The organism is Paenisporosarcina sp. P5_A11, assembly GCF_056400705.1.
On the sequence record NZ_JBFUKT010000072.1, the window covers coordinates 1 to 14,867 of the forward strand.

The 14,867-nt window shown below is 38.6% G+C and carries 17 protein-coding genes; 8 read left to right on the forward strand and 9 right to left on the reverse strand.

What is annotated here, in order from left to right:
- Nucleotides 1-1,395 (forward strand): dihydroorotate dehydrogenase (locus AC1DOS_RS11270; protein ID WP_477537576.1); only part of this gene is annotated, 1,395 nt, incomplete at its 5' end.
- A gap of 155 nt (nucleotides 1,396-1,550) precedes the next feature.
- Here AC1DOS_RS11270 and AC1DOS_RS11275 read toward each other — a convergent pair.
- Nucleotides 1,551-2,978, reverse strand: a complete 1,428-nt coding sequence (locus AC1DOS_RS11275) for an aldehyde dehydrogenase family protein (RefSeq protein ID WP_477537577.1) — start codon at nucleotides 2,976-2,978, stop codon at nucleotides 1,551-1,553.
- Between the two features lie 48 nt (nucleotides 2,979-3,026).
- A complete protein-coding gene (locus AC1DOS_RS11280; RefSeq protein ID WP_477537578.1) occupies nucleotides 3,027-3,992 on the reverse strand; it encodes a DUF4003 family protein in 966 nt (321 codons plus the stop codon).
- A 227-nt stretch (nucleotides 3,993-4,219) separates the two neighbouring features.
- On the opposite strand from AC1DOS_RS11280, the gene AC1DOS_RS11285 reads away from it, so the two are divergent.
- Together AC1DOS_RS11285 and AC1DOS_RS11290 are read left to right on the forward strand one after the other, a co-directional pair.
- Nucleotides 4,220-4,714 (forward strand): YusW family protein, encoded by a 495-nt coding sequence (locus tag AC1DOS_RS11285; RefSeq protein ID WP_477537579.1) that lies wholly within the window; start codon nucleotides 4,220-4,222, stop codon nucleotides 4,712-4,714.
- 112 nt (nucleotides 4,715-4,826) lie between these two features.
- Entirely contained in the window at nucleotides 4,827-5,837 is a 1,011-nt protein-coding gene (locus AC1DOS_RS11290; protein ID WP_477537580.1) for an NADP-dependent oxidoreductase, read from the forward strand.
- Between the two features lie 49 nt (nucleotides 5,838-5,886).
- Here AC1DOS_RS11290 and AC1DOS_RS11295 read toward each other — a convergent pair whose 3' ends face one another.
- Nucleotides 5,887-6,321 carry a DUF2306 domain-containing protein gene (locus AC1DOS_RS11295; protein WP_477537581.1) on the reverse strand — a complete coding sequence of 145 codons (435 nt, stop codon included), beginning with the start codon at nucleotides 6,319-6,321 and terminating at the stop codon, nucleotides 5,887-5,889.
- A gap of 170 nt (nucleotides 6,322-6,491) precedes the next feature.
- Here AC1DOS_RS11295 and AC1DOS_RS11300 point away from each other — a divergent pair, with 170 nt between their 5' ends.
- From AC1DOS_RS11300 to AC1DOS_RS11320, 5 genes are all read left to right on the forward strand, one after another.
- Complete coding sequence (locus AC1DOS_RS11300) at nucleotides 6,492-7,313, forward strand: AAC(3) family N-acetyltransferase (protein ID WP_477537582.1); 822 nt, start codon at nucleotides 6,492-6,494, stop codon at nucleotides 7,311-7,313.
- A gap of 74 nt (nucleotides 7,314-7,387) precedes the next feature.
- A complete protein-coding gene (locus tag AC1DOS_RS11305) occupies nucleotides 7,388-8,737 on the forward strand; it encodes a M28 family peptidase (protein WP_477537583.1) in 1,350 nt (449 codons plus the stop codon).
- Between the two features lie 153 nt (nucleotides 8,738-8,890).
- Nucleotides 8,891-9,187, forward strand: coding sequence for an NUDIX domain-containing protein (locus AC1DOS_RS11310; RefSeq protein WP_477537584.1), 297 nt, complete (start codon nucleotides 8,891-8,893; stop codon nucleotides 9,185-9,187).
- A gap of 251 nt (nucleotides 9,188-9,438) precedes the next feature.
- A complete protein-coding gene (locus AC1DOS_RS11315) occupies nucleotides 9,439-9,909 on the forward strand; it encodes a GNAT family N-acetyltransferase (RefSeq protein WP_477537585.1) in 471 nt (156 codons plus the stop codon).
- A gap of 142 nt (nucleotides 9,910-10,051) precedes the next feature.
- A complete protein-coding gene (locus AC1DOS_RS11320) occupies nucleotides 10,052-10,339 on the forward strand; it encodes an alpha/beta hydrolase-fold protein (RefSeq protein ID WP_477537586.1) in 288 nt (95 codons plus the stop codon).
- A gap of 134 nt (nucleotides 10,340-10,473) precedes the next feature.
- Here AC1DOS_RS11320 and AC1DOS_RS11325 read toward each other — a convergent pair whose 3' ends face one another.
- The 6 genes from AC1DOS_RS11325 to adh all read right to left on the reverse strand — a co-directional run.
- Nucleotides 10,474-11,208: a (S)-benzoin forming benzil reductase gene (locus tag AC1DOS_RS11325; RefSeq protein ID WP_477537587.1), complete on the reverse strand. Its 735-nt coding sequence runs from the start codon at nucleotides 11,206-11,208 to the stop codon at nucleotides 10,474-10,476.
- A 26-nt stretch (nucleotides 11,209-11,234) separates the two neighbouring features.
- The gene (gene fosB / locus AC1DOS_RS11330) at nucleotides 11,235-11,651 is read right to left on the reverse strand and encodes a metallothiol transferase FosB (protein ID WP_477537588.1); all 417 of its coding nucleotides are present in this window, start codon (nucleotides 11,649-11,651) and stop codon (nucleotides 11,235-11,237) included.
- 5 nt (nucleotides 11,652-11,656) lie between these two features.
- A complete protein-coding gene (locus AC1DOS_RS11335; RefSeq protein WP_477537589.1) occupies nucleotides 11,657-12,418 on the reverse strand; it encodes an NUDIX hydrolase in 762 nt (253 codons plus the stop codon).
- A 44-nt stretch (nucleotides 12,419-12,462) separates the two neighbouring features.
- The gene (locus tag AC1DOS_RS11340; RefSeq protein WP_477537590.1) at nucleotides 12,463-12,666 is read right to left on the reverse strand and encodes a hypothetical protein; all 204 of its coding nucleotides are present in this window, start codon (nucleotides 12,664-12,666) and stop codon (nucleotides 12,463-12,465) included.
- A gap of 324 nt (nucleotides 12,667-12,990) precedes the next feature.
- Nucleotides 12,991-13,356 (reverse strand): DUF779 domain-containing protein, encoded by a 366-nt coding sequence (locus AC1DOS_RS11345; protein WP_477537591.1) that lies wholly within the window; start codon nucleotides 13,354-13,356, stop codon nucleotides 12,991-12,993.
- Between the two features lie 18 nt (nucleotides 13,357-13,374).
- Nucleotides 13,375-14,867, reverse strand: a 1,493-nt coding sequence (gene adh / locus AC1DOS_RS11350; protein WP_477537592.1) for an aldehyde dehydrogenase, incomplete at its 5' end; no start/stop codon positions are given.

Sequence of the window (14,867 nt, forward strand, 5' to 3'; positions counted from 1 at the left end):
GGGAAAACTGGCTTATGCGAGGAAACTGTCTCATTAGTTGAATCCTTATTTGACTACGGAGATGCTTTTATACTGGAGGAACGGTTTAGTGATCATGACTTGGAATCGATTAAAAAAGTCTTGAAATCGAAGCCATTATGTTACTCGTTCTCCCATCCACAACTGGATACCGACTACTTGTCTAACTTAATAGGAAAAAAATATATAGATGGCGTCATCATTGAGGAACAGGCAATTGATACGGGTTCTGGGCAGATGTTTCCACTCGTTCAAGTCGAGAATTTAACAAAGACAATTCAAGAGGCTAAGGGAATAACGGATATGCCCATTATCGTTTCGGGTGGTATCCTTGAACCTAAAGATGCTTTGGGTTTATTTCAATCGGGAGCCGACCTTGTCATGCTATCAAGTGGCTATGTCTTTTCAGGACCCGGGCTACCGAAAAGAATTAATGAAGCGTTAATGAGTGTAAAAGTGCAGGAAAGAACCGAGTATAAAGGCTGGATTTGGCATTGGTTATTCGGTTTGATTATGCTTTTTGGCGGCTTGTTAGCTTTACTAATTAGCATGACAGTGATTGTCCTACCTTACGATGAAGCATTTTTGCAGTTAACGCGTGAACAACTAATGGCAATAAATCCAAACATCATCCGATTCATGCAACACGATCGAATGACGTTAGCCGGAACGATGATTTCGGGAGGATTTCTCTACATGCGCATAGCTCGATATGGCGTTAGATACGGGATGTATTGGGCCAAAAAAGCGATTCATACGGCAGGTATCGTTGGATTTTTCGGGATTCTCCTATTTATTGGATTTGGTTATTTCGATTGGTTACATGGGCTTCTTTGGCTCATGTTACTCCCATTTTTCTGGATTGGTTATCGAACAACTAGAAACTTTGCTGAGCATCCGACTTCTAGTAATCGGACCAACCATTCCGCTTGGAAAAAAGGATTATGGGGACAATTTGCATTTGTGATCCTTGGATTTTCGTTTATCCTTGGTGGTTTCGTCATTTCCACAATTGGCGTTACCGGGGTATTTGTGCCGACCGACCTTATTTATATCTGTATGACTCCAGATCAATTAAACGACATAAATAACCGACTAATTCCAGTAATCGCCCATGACCGAGCAGGTTTGGGAAGTTCCTTAATCAGTGTAGGATTATTAGTATTAATGCTGGCATTATGGGGCTTTCAGCAAGGTGAAAAATGGGTGTGGTATACGTTCCTAATCGGAGGCATTCCTGCTTTTAGCGCAGGTATTTTCATTCATTTTGCTATTGGATACATATCTTTTATTCATATACTACCTGCTTATTTTGCGTTGCTGCTATTTGTGATAGGGCTTGTCCTTTCAAAGGATTTTTTTTTGAAAGGGAAATGAAAAACACTTAAAAGAGATGTGTTTTTTAGGTCAACCAATTTTATGGTTGATCTTTTTTTAATGAAAGGACCGGTTGATAAAAAATCAGTATTACTTCTCTAATTAAATTAAAAGGCAACCCACTTATAAAAGTAGATTGCCTTAGTTGCCTTCTATTAAAACACGGTTTTCATCGTAATAAATTTCATTTCGGTCATTTCATCGACTGCAAACTTCACGCCTTCGCGCCCGTAGCCACTCATTTTTATACCGCCGTATGGCATATGATCTGTACGGAAGGTTGGAATGTCGTTTATAATAACTGCTCCCGCTTCAAGTTCTTCTGCAGCTCTCATGGCATCTGTTAAGACATTCGTGTAGATTGCTGCATTTAAACCGAATTTCGAATCATTTACATAGCCAATCGCTTCATCAAGCGTGTCGTAAGGAATGATTGAAACGATGGGTGCGAATACTTCTTCGCATACGATTTGCATGTCTTCTTTTACGTTTATCATTACTGTTGGCTGCAATTGACGTTCTGTAAACTCTCCACCTGTTGCGACCGTAGCACCGAGAGTCTTGGCTTCTTCAATCCAACTAACGATGCGTTCTACTTCGTCAGGATGAATCATGGAACCAATATCCGTATTTTCATCAAGCGGATCGCCCACTACTAATTTTTTCGTTTCTTCCACAAATGCCTGTACAAATTCATCATGCACTTTACGATTTACGTAGATACGTTGTAGGGATATACACACTTGTCCAGCAAAGCCAAACGCCCCTTCCACGCAACGTTTCACGATTTTTTCAATAGGTACACTCGGCTCTACAATTAGCGCAGAGTTGGAACCTAGCTCTAGAGTGATTTTGCGTAATCCCACTTTTTCTTTAATGGATAATCCGACCGGCACACTGCCGGTAAAGGTTACTTTTTTTACGTTTGGATGAGTAATGAGTGAATCACTTAATTCACTCCCACTCCCCGTGATAATTTGAAGGACTCCGTCTGGCAAGCCAGCTTCTTTAAAAATTTCTGCCATGACAATTGCGCTCAATGGAGTTTGTGTGGCAGGTTTTAAAACTACTGTATTGCCTACTGCAAATGCAGGTCCAAGCTTGTGTGCAACCAAGTTAAACGGAAAGTTGAAAGGTGTGATAGCTGAGACAACGCCAATCGCTTCTTTTTTAGTCCAGCCAATTCGGTTTGCTCCACCCGGGGCTGCATCCATAGGAATCGTTTCCCCGCGGTATTGCTTCGCTTCTTCCGCTGAAAATTGATAGGTAGCAATTGTGCGATCCACTTCAGCACGCGCGGTTTTTAGTGGTTTCCCTGCTTCTTGTGCCAAAATCTTCGACAGCTCTTCTTTGCGTTCACGCATGATATTTACAACTTTATATAACATTTCCGCTCGATCGTAAGCTGGCCATTTTTTGAAGGAATGAAAAGCTTGTTCTGCTCCAGCAATTGCTACTTTCACATCTTCTACTGTTCCTTTAGCTACATGTGCAAGTACTTTCCCATCATATGGAGCTTTTAATTCATACGTTTCACTTGCTCCTCGCCAATCACCATTAATCCAAAGTCCGGTTTCTTTCAAAAGAAACACCTCCTGATAATCGATATAGTCCTGCTTAATCTTAGTCTATCATTCTCCTCCACCACTTGACGCTGCTGCCGCATTCGTTGCAGCCATCGTAGCAACCATCGCCGCTTGTTGAGCTTGCATCATCATCTCAATCGTGGTGGCAAAACTAACCGATGTGATATCTTCATTGTCTATCATATATTTCGTTTCAAGTTGAACAGCTATCGATAAAATCATTTCTTTATACCAATTGAATAACTTCATAGTTTCAAGGTCACGGTATGTTTCAATTACATGTTCTAATGCCTCTTCTTTTATTTCCAATGCTGCTAAAAACCCAACCATAACATAATGCATCGATTTTATTTTGATTTTTGCATTTTTTAATTGGTCTCTTATTTGGACAGCCTGTGCAACTACATTAGCATTATAAGTTGGACTCTTAAATGTAAGAATTTGAGACATCCACTGTAGCTCATTACCCATATAAAAACCTTGTGACCGTAATTCCGTATAGTATCTATTCATCGTCAATGCTCGTTCTTTTGGATCACCAGGCATTTTTCCAAGCATGACTGCATAAGGCACATCGTCAGGTTGAGTTAAGAATGGATGATGTGACTTCATCTCATCATATAGATACTTAGCTTGAGATGCTTCATGATTAGAATCGTCGGTCATCAACACGGCTGCTAAATAACTGTAGACGTTCGATTTGAAGCCTGCCGCCTTTAAAATGTCTTGTTTCACTAAAAGATTATCGACCATTAAGGATGAATCTTGTTCATTTTGTAAAAAGGCAGCCATCATGTAATGAATATGAGAACGAAGCGGTGAAAACCAACCTGATTTTTGCTTAATGGCATCGGAAGTGGCCAAAAATTGTTTCGCATTAAAAGTTTTACCCGTAGTCACATAATAACTAGCTATCGATAATAAAATTCGTTTATCGACAGTCCATCCAACCGCATTTTTCACTTGTTCAAATGAGGTTTGTAAATCTTGTTTCACCTGGTTCATCGTCATATCATTCACTCCCTTTTGTTACTTCTACGAGGGATGACCATTAAAAGTTTCGTTCTTCCACATTCTCAGCTCATTTTCATATGGGATCATCTTGATTTCTCCTGTTCGTATTATGATTCAACTCATCGTAATTTCTATAAAAAAATATAAAAATGATTAAATGAACCGTTAATTCGTTCACTTTTGGGCATACCAATATAAATTGAATTGAAAGGATGAGGATGAACATGACATTCAAAAAAACTAAGGTTGTTGCCAGTTTACTACTTTCTGCCGCTTTGCTAGGAGCTTGTGGAGATAAGGACGAGATAACAAAAGATGTTACAAATAATAATACGAACAATGACATTGAAGATGATGCACCTGGTGAAAATCCGGCCGATACCGGGGAAAATGAAATTTATGGATTTAAAAAGTTTGAACTTGAAGTAGATTATCCAGATCAAGAAGAAGCGATTGATGTGAATTATGAGGAAGAGAAAGACTCAACGGATGCTGAATATAAAAATGTGGCGGATGATACTTCAAATGCCACAGGTAAAGAAGCAATGGCCAAACTTAGACCATTATTTGGTCAACTTCAATTAAAAGAAGACATGACCGATGAAGATATCATTAATCGAGTTGTTGAAACGTTCGATATACAAGACAATTACACCAAAATAGATGTTGATATCACCTGGCATAATGATAAGAAAAAAGAAATTAATTTGGTAAAATAGGCTAGAAATGAAGTCCTTAACCTTAGTTGAGGACTTTTATCATGAAAAAAATTGCCAAGTAAGTTACATTACTACATACACGTTACTCTATGTGAATGAAAGGGTGTTCATTTTGCAAAAACAAATTAAGCTCATTCAACGACCTACAGGTACACCTACAAAAGATGATTTCGAAATGGTAAATGCACCAATTGGTAAAATATCTGGAGGCGAAGTGCTTGTTAAAACTGTCTATATTTCTGTTGATCCCTATTTACGAGGACGTATGAATGATACGAAATCTTATATTCCTCCGTTTGAATTAAACCAAATGATTTCGAGCGGCGTTGTTGCTCAAGTTGTTGACTCCAAGTCCGCACTTCTTGAAAAAGGAGATATGGTTTTAGGATCACTTCCTTGGCAAGAATTCAGCATAGCAAAAGATAATACGGTACGTAAAATTGACCATATACTTGCCCCTGCCTCTGCGTATTTGAGTGTACTTGGGATGACAGGATTGACTGCTTATTTTGGTTTACTGGATATCGGGAAGCCAAAAGAAGGTGAAACCGTTGTCGTTTCCGGAGCAGCTGGAGCAGTTGGTTCCATTGTTGGGCAAATCGCAAAAATTAAAGGTGCTCATGTTGTGGGGATTGCCGGTTCAGACGAAAAAGTGAAGTTCCTACTAGATGAATTAGGATTTGATGCAGCCATCAATTACAAAACGCAAGATGTCGCGGAAGCCTTACGTGAAGCATGTCCTAATGGAATAGATGTTTACTTTGAAAATGTTGGCGGAGAAATTGCTGACGCCGTCTTCCCATTGTTAAATAACTTTGCACGAATCCCAGTGTGTGGCGCCATTTCTTCTTACAATAATGAACAAGTAGACGTTGGGCCACGTGTGCAAGGCTATTTAATCAAGACTAGCTCGTTAATGCAAGGTTTTACGATTGGTAACTATTCATCTCGTTTTGGCGAAGGCGCAAAAGATTTAGCAACCTGGTTAACTGAAGGCAAACTCAAGTATGAAGAAACAATTACAGAAGGTTTTGACCATACCATAGACGCATTCTTGGATCTTTTCAAAGGTGCAAACCTAGGGAAATCTGTTGTTAAGGTGGCAGAAATCGAAAAATACTAATAGAGCAATGCCGTTTTGGAGTAATTCCTGAGCGGCTTTTTCTTTGAAATTATGTTAGAAGCTTTCTACTTTTCTGAGGACGATACTTTTTTCCTATTATGAATATGATTGGTGTTCCAATTATTGTTGGCAAGAACCAAAACCAGATCACGGGGTATTCATTTAACAACGGTATTCTATCGATATTCACGACTAAAGTAGCGGTGACTATCCCTATATATGAACCTAACATTCCACCGATATGTGTCCCTAGCCAATTATTCCATCGTATTTTCGCAGATAGATAACCAAGGAAAGCAAGTGAATACGAAAATACGCCAATATAAAATAGATAAGCACTTTCATTCCAATGAATGATGGACATAACGACTGCACTAATAAATACGAAAACGAAAGAACCGTGATATATTTCCCCGAATGCCGTATGTTTTCCTTTTCTTTTCTTCGATAATCCTGCTAATAAACCTGTTAGTAAACAAATCATTCCTGTTATAATATGAACTGTTAAAAATATATTAAAAATTTCATATGACCTCCAATACTTACAATCTTATACAGTTATTATAGCAATTAAATGTATGTTACTGGTGACAAAAAATAGAATATTGCAAGTTGTCACTTTTCTCAACAATTAACCTAAAGGGGCATAAAAACATGAGTGAATTTGATCGCGTACAAGAAACCACTTCTTTTCAATCAGTGGAAACGTTAAAACAACAATTACTGACGCTTGGTATTCAAGCGGGAGATGCTATTATGGTCCACTCTTCTATTAAGTCAATGGGATGGATTGCGGGTGGAGCGAAAGCCGTTATCGATGCTTTGATGGAAACCATAACACCGCAAGGCACTATCGTCATGGCTGCACAATCTGCAGAGAACTCCGAGCCTTCCTATTGGATGTTACCGCCTGTTCCGAAAGATTGGCATGAACCTATTCGTCAACATATGCCTGCATATGATCCACACTTAACACCTTTACGTGGAATGGGTAAAATTGCTGAATGTTTTCATCGTCATCCGAAAACGATTCGTAGCTATCATCCTGTACATAGTTTTATGGCTTGGGGCAAAAACGCAGAAAAATGGATGATGGAACATCCTTTGGAAGATTCTTTTGGCATGGGATCACCACTCGGCACTTTTTTAAATGAAAACGTCAAAATCCTGTTGATTGGTGTAGGTTATGATTCCTGTACAGCTTTACATCTATCTGAGAATTTTCTTGAAACGAAAACGTATACCAATCAAGGTGCGGCGATGTTAGTGGACGATGAGCGAATATGGATTGAGTATCAAACTGTAGATGGAGATTCGGATCGTTTCCCGGAACTTGGGGAAGCTTTTGAAAAAACACATGCAGACGCATTTTTTGTTGCTAAGTTAGGTCAAGCTGATTGTCGTGTTATTAAAATGAAACCACTTGTGGAATTTGGCATAGAGTGGTTAAAAGTGAATCCAGTAGTGGACCAATAAAAAAATTTTGAATTGCACAAGTAAAAATCTTATTTTTGTTCATCCTAAAGTATTCAATACTTTGGAGGGTCAAAATGAAATATTCGATTTATAAAATTGTCATCACAGCCATTATTGGGCTGTGTGTAATTGCTCCTATTGCTACTTTTGCAACTTATTACACTAATTCTCAAGATGAAAAATCAACTAATCTTGAAATTAACATTCTACAGTCAATTGATGATGACAACATGTACAAAAATATCAAATCTCTATCCAAAAAACCTCGTGTTGCGGGAACCGAACAAGAAGATGAAGCGGTTGGCTATATTAAAAAGCAATTCGATTCCTATGGCTATAAAACCGAGGTTCAAACATTTACTTTCAATGACTATACAGCACCTCATACCATTGAATTAACGCTAGATGGATTTATACATATTGTAGATCCAAGTGCCTTAGAATATTCAGTTAGTGGACATGTAGTTGGCGAAGTTATCCCAGCTGGGCTCGGGAAAGTTAAGGAGCTACAACATCTCGATTTAGCTGGAAAGATTGTTCTTATAAAACGTGGCGATATTAGTTTCAAGGAGAAAATGTTAAATGCGGCCAAGAAAGGGGCAGCTGGTGTGATTTTTTACAACAATGCTCCTGGCGATATTATGGGAAGTCTTGGTGAAGCAAACGACTCCTTTATACCCGCTGTATTATTGACACAAGCTGAAGGGGAAAAGTTGGTAAAGCAAGTCAAAAATAATCCCGATACTCAAGCTACACTTAACATTGAAGGAGCAAAATCTATTACAAATATTTCTCACAATGTCATTGCTACTAAGAAACCCTCAAATCAAAACAACTCTAAAATCAAAGCCAAACATGACATAATCGTAATTAGTGCACATCATGATTCGGTTGCTGGAGCACCTGGTGCCAATGACAATGCATCAGGGACTGCTATGACGCTTGAACTCGCTCGCGTCTTTAAAACCATTCCTAGCGATACAGAAATTCGATTTATAACATTTGGCGCTGAAGAACTGGGATTACTTGGCTCAAATCATTACGTTGATCAGTTATCAGCTAATGAAATTAGTCGTATCAAAGCAAACTTTAATTTAGATATGGTAGGTAGTAAAGATGCGGGTAAATTAACTTTAGAAACGATAGACGACAAGCCTAATCTAGTCACAGACCTCACACAAGCAGCAAGTATAAAATTAAACGGAAAACCAACTCCTGTAAACCAAGGTGACCGTAGTGATCATGTTCCTTTTGCAAAAGCAGGCATTCCCGCTGCTTTATTCATTCATAATCCAGCAGAGCCTTGGTATCATAAACCCGAAGATAAAATAGATAAAATCAGCAAAGCAAAGCTCCAAGATGTTGCTGAAATTGTCACTCTTGCCATCATGAATCAAACCCGTGTGGAGCAATATGCGAAATAAATCATCATACATGAAAACCCTACGTACCTGGAAAATAATCAGGTTAAGTGGGGTTTTCTTTTAATTAGATGGAAAAAGCAGGAACTTGTTTTTTAGTAACGAATATTATAAGATAAAAACTTTTTATTTGTTGTTCTTAAAGGTGAATGTGGAATGAATGTAGATCCTTCATTAGAATTTATCGAATTTATGTATCTAACGGAAGATGAATTACATAACTATGCTATAGCGGGTTCTTATGCAATTGTTCAAGTTAAACATGACATTCTTTTTGGATTTAACCACTTTCGTAAAAGATGGGAACTACCAGCAGGAAGAAGAGAATTAAATGAATCTCCTAAAGAATGTGCTCTTCGTGAACTGTACGAGGAAACGGGACAAAAAGTTGAAAACTTGGCATTTCAAGGTTTAGCAAAAATTCGAAATCTAGAAACACAACGTGTAAAATAAAACCCCGTCTACTTTTGTAAAGCCTCTCACTTAACTTCTTTTATTCCGAATGACGAAATGGAACGAATCACATTATGGGATTTATCCAGTGATATTGGACCTGTCGATCACTTAGATTTACAGATTTGGATGGCGTTACAACATATTCAACCACTTATTCACGGTTAGCGCTTTTATCGTTCATCCTGGGAACCTCCTTAAGAGGGGATTTTAAGATAATTACATTTTCAATTCACGAATGGCGGTGCTTTATGTCAAAGAAAGGTAATTTTAAATTCCTTCCTTTTAATTTTATTAAAGGGGAAGAAATTGATTTAATAATCGAACAAAAAATTCCTGAAAATAAAGTAAAAGGATTTGTTCCAACCTATTGTTATGCAATCAATCTGACAGGAACTAATCTAACCATAGGAACCATTGATCTTCGTATAGGTAACAATACACTTACTTACTATGGTGGACATATTGGATACGGCATAGATAAGAAACATAGGGGACATCACTATGCAGCGAAAGCGTGTAAATTACTCGGAAAAGTTGCGCTAGCTCATGGAATGGATGAGTTAATTATTACGTGTAACCCTGAAAATATCGCATCCCAAAAGACGTGTACTAGAATTGGGGCAGAACTTATTGAAATAGTAGACTTACCAACTGACACCGATATGTACTTAGAAGGGGAACGTCAAAAGTGTATCTATAAATGGAGGATTTTCTCATGACTATAACCTACGTAACCTGGGGACAATCTCTTAATGATGCACTCCTTTCTCAACTCTTAATAAAATTGAAAACAATATTTAACATTGAGAAACATAACTTATAGGCTAAGCGTCACTTAGAAACGAAAGGTTGATATTCTACATGCTTGAAAAATTCAAAATTCCTATCTCGGCTTTCAATCATGAAAGAACGATTCGCGTTTATACACCATCCACTTATGAGGCAGAACAAACTAAACGTTACTCTGTCCTGTATATGCACGATGGACAAAATGTCTTTGAAGACCAAGATGCAATTCAAGGGGTTTCATTAGGATTAAAAGAAGATAAAAGTAGATTAGAGCTAATTGTGGTAGGCATAGATACAAACACGCTAGGTGATGAACGCAAAAATGAGTACTGCCCTTGGGTTGATGGTGAATATAGTTAGCCATTAATGTTATGTATTGGCTCGAACAAATTATAATTAAAGTTTTTCAATTTCACTTTTTTCATTAATCAGTTCAATCCTTATTATAGATTCTGTTACCTTTAACAGTTTTCATAAAAAAGCACTTACCACAATTAATCCATATTAAAATTTCGGATATCAGCTATTGGACCGACTTCTTTATAGTCTTCGTTTTCCATGAACGAAATAAGTTTTCGTGCAGTTTGTTCGGCACTGCTTAGTAAACCTTGTTCTTTGTAATCAATGAACTTATCAAGTAGTGGAAACGCATCTTCACTGCTAGCTCGAATATTCTCTTGCATGCCCGTGTCGATTATACCAGGAGCGATTGAAACAATTTCTATAGGATGCTTAGCCTTCAATTGCTCAAGTGCCACAACCCGTGAAAAATGATCAAGTCCCGCTTTTGTCGCACAGTAAGTTCCCCAGCCTTCATATGCATTTCGACCAGCACCAGACGAAATATTGACAATACGCTTTGTTCCCTGAAAATCCTTCAACTTAGAGATATATGCATTAGAAATAATCATTGGTGCAGTCAAATTGACTGCGATTGCCTTCGTCATTTCTTCAGGACATACAGACCCAATTAACCCTATTGGATCAACCATCCCTGCATTATTAATGAGTGTGAATGAACCAACATTTTCTGGTACAGACTCGATTACTTCATTCAACAGCGATTCAAGTTTCTCCGTCTTAGAAAGGTCTGCCTGAATGAATTTCATCCCGTCTAGTTCGCTCTCTGTACGGGCGATTCCAACAACAAAATGCCCCGCTTCGATAAGCTGTTTCGCAAGTTCAAGGCCAATTCCTTTTGATGCTCCAGTGATAATATATGCTTTCATTTATTCCATCCCTTCGAGGCTCTATCTTAAAAGTCGTAAAACTCCATATGTCCCTTATCTTTCTTGTAATAATCCATTCGGTCTTTTAGGGTGCCCGTATGAAATTCGAATTTATGTCCGTCTGGAACTTCAAAGTAAATGGACTTTTTATCCCGAGTATCTCTCGCTCGACTAGGCAATATCGAAACATTTAATTTCTTCAATTTATCAAGTGTTTCATCAAATTCACACAGATTGATTGTGAATGCCAAATGTGTGTAAGAATCGTGAATTTCATTTCGTGGAATGTCTCTTTCTTCATTCAATGCAAGCCACAAACCATCTAAGTCAAAGTAGGCGGTCGTTCTGCCTTTTGCAATTAGCTTAGCACCAAGGACTTTCGAGTAGAATTCAATCGAGTTCTCTAGATTCGATACTGAAAACAACAAATGATTAATCTTCATCTCGGCTATCCCTGCACACGTTCAAGTAATCGATATGGTCTTACTTCATATGATTCATAGGCTACATTTCCTTGGTTCATGGYATCAAAGACTCGCGTTGCAAAGTGCTTTCTTGTAATCCAATCGGCTACATTCGTTTCATTTAGTTCAACAAACTGCGCATCGATTGTTTCTCCCGGGTTAGGTGTAGGGATTCCCGAAATCCACTTTCCTCTGTAAACGAGACAAAGTACTCCAGTCGTGACATTTTGATAAACACCCACCATATCACCAATCTCCGCATGAATTCCTGTTTCTTCAAGAACTTCGCGAGCTATAGCATCCTTCATACTCTCCCCTGGCTCCACTCGTCCACCTGGCATCTCGTACGTGCTAGAACGATGTTCATTTCGTACAAGTAGTACTTGTCCCGTTTCATTTTGAATAAACCCAGATACAGCCACAATATAAGGCGTTGTTGAATAGTTGCCTGTCGACTCCATAAAGTCTTCCGAACTGGTCTCAAATAAAGACGGTAGGGTCTGTCTGTAGTTTTGAGCAGTTTGATGATGTTCTGATTCACGAATAGCAGCATCCACACGTTCAAAATCAGCTCGGTCTCGGTATGCCCACATTGCCATAATTTCCGTTTTGCTTTCATTTACCCAACGGCCGACAAGGCTTGCTCCATGCGTCAATTGATTTGGTAAGAGATAAGTGTGAAAAAAGTGGTTAAACGTATCAAACATATCCGGATTTATAGTGTAGGATTTTCTTCGAAATAACATCAATTCTCCACCTTTATTTTCAATAAATGTTCTATAATGTAGCGTTAGTCTTTTTTGGTTGTTGATTCTTCATCTTCAATTTCGTGTTTAGTATCATGGAGAATTTTAGTTGGATTGTTCTCTTTTTTCCCTTTAACATCATCCTCAACCTGCGAGAAATAATCTAAAGGCAATCGACGATTAGTAGCTAATCGCCACAACGACCATATAATAACAACCACTAATAACATAAAAATAATTTTACCCAAATCATATTCACTCCTTTTCTTTAATTGTACCTTAAGCCGTGTTAGAAAGTAGTTGGCGCATAGTTATTGCTATCCTTTACCTTTCTCTAAGCCATTTTGAAATCCCTTTATTTCATTTGCCTATCTTTATCTAGTGTTTATTCCCATTCAATTTGATTTATTCCTTTTCACGAGGGGTTTAATCCCGTTCGCGACTGTGTTATTCCCATTCTTCCCCGTTTATTCCTTTTCAATCGATGTTTATTTCCGTTCACCCAATTTCCCCATAAAAAAGCCGTCATCTCACAAGTTTTCACTCGGAAAAATGACGGCTTTTCTCAACCCTTAGTTTGAATTTACTTGAATTTCTTTATTCTCTTCAGCCGTGAAGGCGCGCGATCTTGTTAAGAATCGTTTACCTTCCACACCTTCTAAAGAAAACATACCGCCACGACCGTCTATCACATCGATAATCAGTTGTGTATGTTTCCAATAGTCATATTGGCTTTTATGCATATAGAAAGGACTGTCGCCGATTGAACCGAGCAGCACATCTTGATCCCCAACCATCAAATCGCCTTCTGGGTAGCACATTGGTGCAGACCCGTCACAGCAACCTCCTGATTGGTGGAACATGACAGGACCGTGCTTGATTTTCAATAACTCGATCAGTTCAAGCGTGGCGTCCGTTGCAGTAACGCGTTCAATCATTGGTCATTCCCCTTTCGATCAAAAGAATCCTAATTTGTTTTCGTTGTAACTAACAAGTAGGTTTTTAGTTTGTTGGTAGTGATTCAACATCATTAAGTGGTTTTCGCGACCGATACCTGACATTTTGTATCCACCGAACGCAGCATGTGCTGGGTAAGCATGGTAACAGTTTGTCCAAACACGACCCGCTTGAATCGCACGACCGAAACGGTATGCTGTGTTCATATTACGTGACCAAACACCTGCTCCAAGTCCGTATAAAGTATCGTTAGCAATTTCAAGTGCCTCTTCTTGGGTTTTGAACGTTGTTACTGAAACAACTGGACCAAAGATTTCTTCTTGGAAGATTCGCATTTTGTTATTTCCTTTGAAGACAGTTGGTTTCACATAATATCCACCAGCGAACTCGCCTTCAATATTATTGCGCTCTCCACCGATTAAGCATTCTGCACCTTCTTGTTTCCCGATATCCAAGTAAGACAAGATTTTTTCTAATTGTTCATTAGACGCTTGAGCACCCATCATCGTATTAGGGTCTAGAGGGTTTCCAGTTTTAATTGCTTCAACACGAGCTAATACTTTTTCCATGAACTTATCGTAGATAGATTCCTGGATTAAAGCACGTGAAGGGCATGTACATACTTCCCCTTGGTTCAATGCAAATAATACAAATCCTTCAACTGCTTTATCTAAGAACGCATCATCATGATCCATTACATCTTCGAAGAAAATGTTTGGTGACTTGCCGCCTAATTCTAAAGTAACTGGAATTAAGTTTTGAGAAGCGTATTGCATAATCATACGACCTGTAGTCGTTTCACCAGTGAAGGCAATTTTTCCGATACGTGGGTTCGATGCAAGTGGCTTCCCTGCTTCTAATCCAAAACCATTGACAATGTTCAACACACCTGGTGGTAATAAATCTCCAACTAGTTCAGCAAATACTAGAATACTAGCAGGTGTTTGCTCAGCAGGTTTTAACACTACACAGTTTCCTGCAGCAAGTGCTGGTGCAAGCTTCCAAACTGCCATTAATAATGGGAAGTTCCACGGAATGATTTGTCCGACAACCCCGATAGGTTCATGGAAATGATAAGCAACTGTATCATCATCAATTTGACTTAATGAGCCTTCTTGCGCACGGATAGCCCCTGCAAAGTAGCGGAAGTGGTCGATAGCAAGAGGTAAATCAGCATTTAATGTTTCACGTACTGCTTTCCCGTTATCCCATGTCTCTGCTACAGCTAACATTTCTAAATTTTCTTCCATACGATCAGCAATTTTATTTAAAATATTAGCACGTGCAGCTACAGACGTTTTTCCCCAAGCGTCTTTTGCTGCATGTGCTGCATCAAGAGCTAGTTCAATGTCTTCTGAAGTTGAGCGAGCAATTTGAGTGAAATTTTGACCCGTTACAGGTGTTACGTTATCAAAATATTGACCATTTACTGGAGCAGTCCACTCACCATTAATATAATTATCATATTTTTCTTTAAAAGTTATGATAGAAC

Bases quoted from the DNA above. Each gene is read 5' to 3' on its own strand.
- AC1DOS_RS11300 (WP_477537582.1), top strand. From the start codon at position 6,492: ATGAGTGAATTTGATCGCGTACAAGAAACCACTTCTTTTCAATCAGTG.
- AC1DOS_RS11295 (WP_477537581.1), bottom strand. From the start codon at position 6,321: ATGATTTGTTTACTAACAGGTTTATTAGCAGGATTATCGAAGAAAAGA.
- AC1DOS_RS11280 (WP_477537578.1), bottom strand. From the start codon at position 3,992: ATGACGATGAACCAGGTGAAACAAGATTTACAAACCTCATTTGAACAA.
- AC1DOS_RS11315 (WP_477537585.1), top strand. From the start codon at position 9,439: ATGTCAAAGAAAGGTAATTTTAAATTCCTTCCTTTTAATTTTATTAAA.
- AC1DOS_RS11310 (WP_477537584.1), top strand. From the start codon at position 8,891: ATGAATGTAGATCCTTCATTAGAATTTATCGAATTTATGTATCTAACG.
- fosB (WP_477537588.1), bottom strand. From the start codon at position 11,651: ATGAAGATTAATCATTTGTTGTTTTCAGTATCGAATCTAGAGAACTCG.
- AC1DOS_RS11320 (WP_477537586.1), top strand. From the start codon at position 10,052: ATGCTTGAAAAATTCAAAATTCCTATCTCGGCTTTCAATCATGAAAGA.
- AC1DOS_RS11285 (WP_477537579.1), top strand. From the start codon at position 4,220: ATGACATTCAAAAAAACTAAGGTTGTTGCCAGTTTACTACTTTCTGCC.
- AC1DOS_RS11305 (WP_477537583.1), top strand. From the start codon at position 7,388: ATGAAATATTCGATTTATAAAATTGTCATCACAGCCATTATTGGGCTG.
- AC1DOS_RS11325 (WP_477537587.1), bottom strand. From the start codon at position 11,208: ATGAAAGCATATATTATCACTGGAGCATCAAAAGGAATTGGCCTTGAA.
- AC1DOS_RS11345 (WP_477537591.1), bottom strand. From the start codon at position 13,356: ATGATTGAACGCGTTACTGCAACGGACGCCACGCTTGAACTGATCGAG.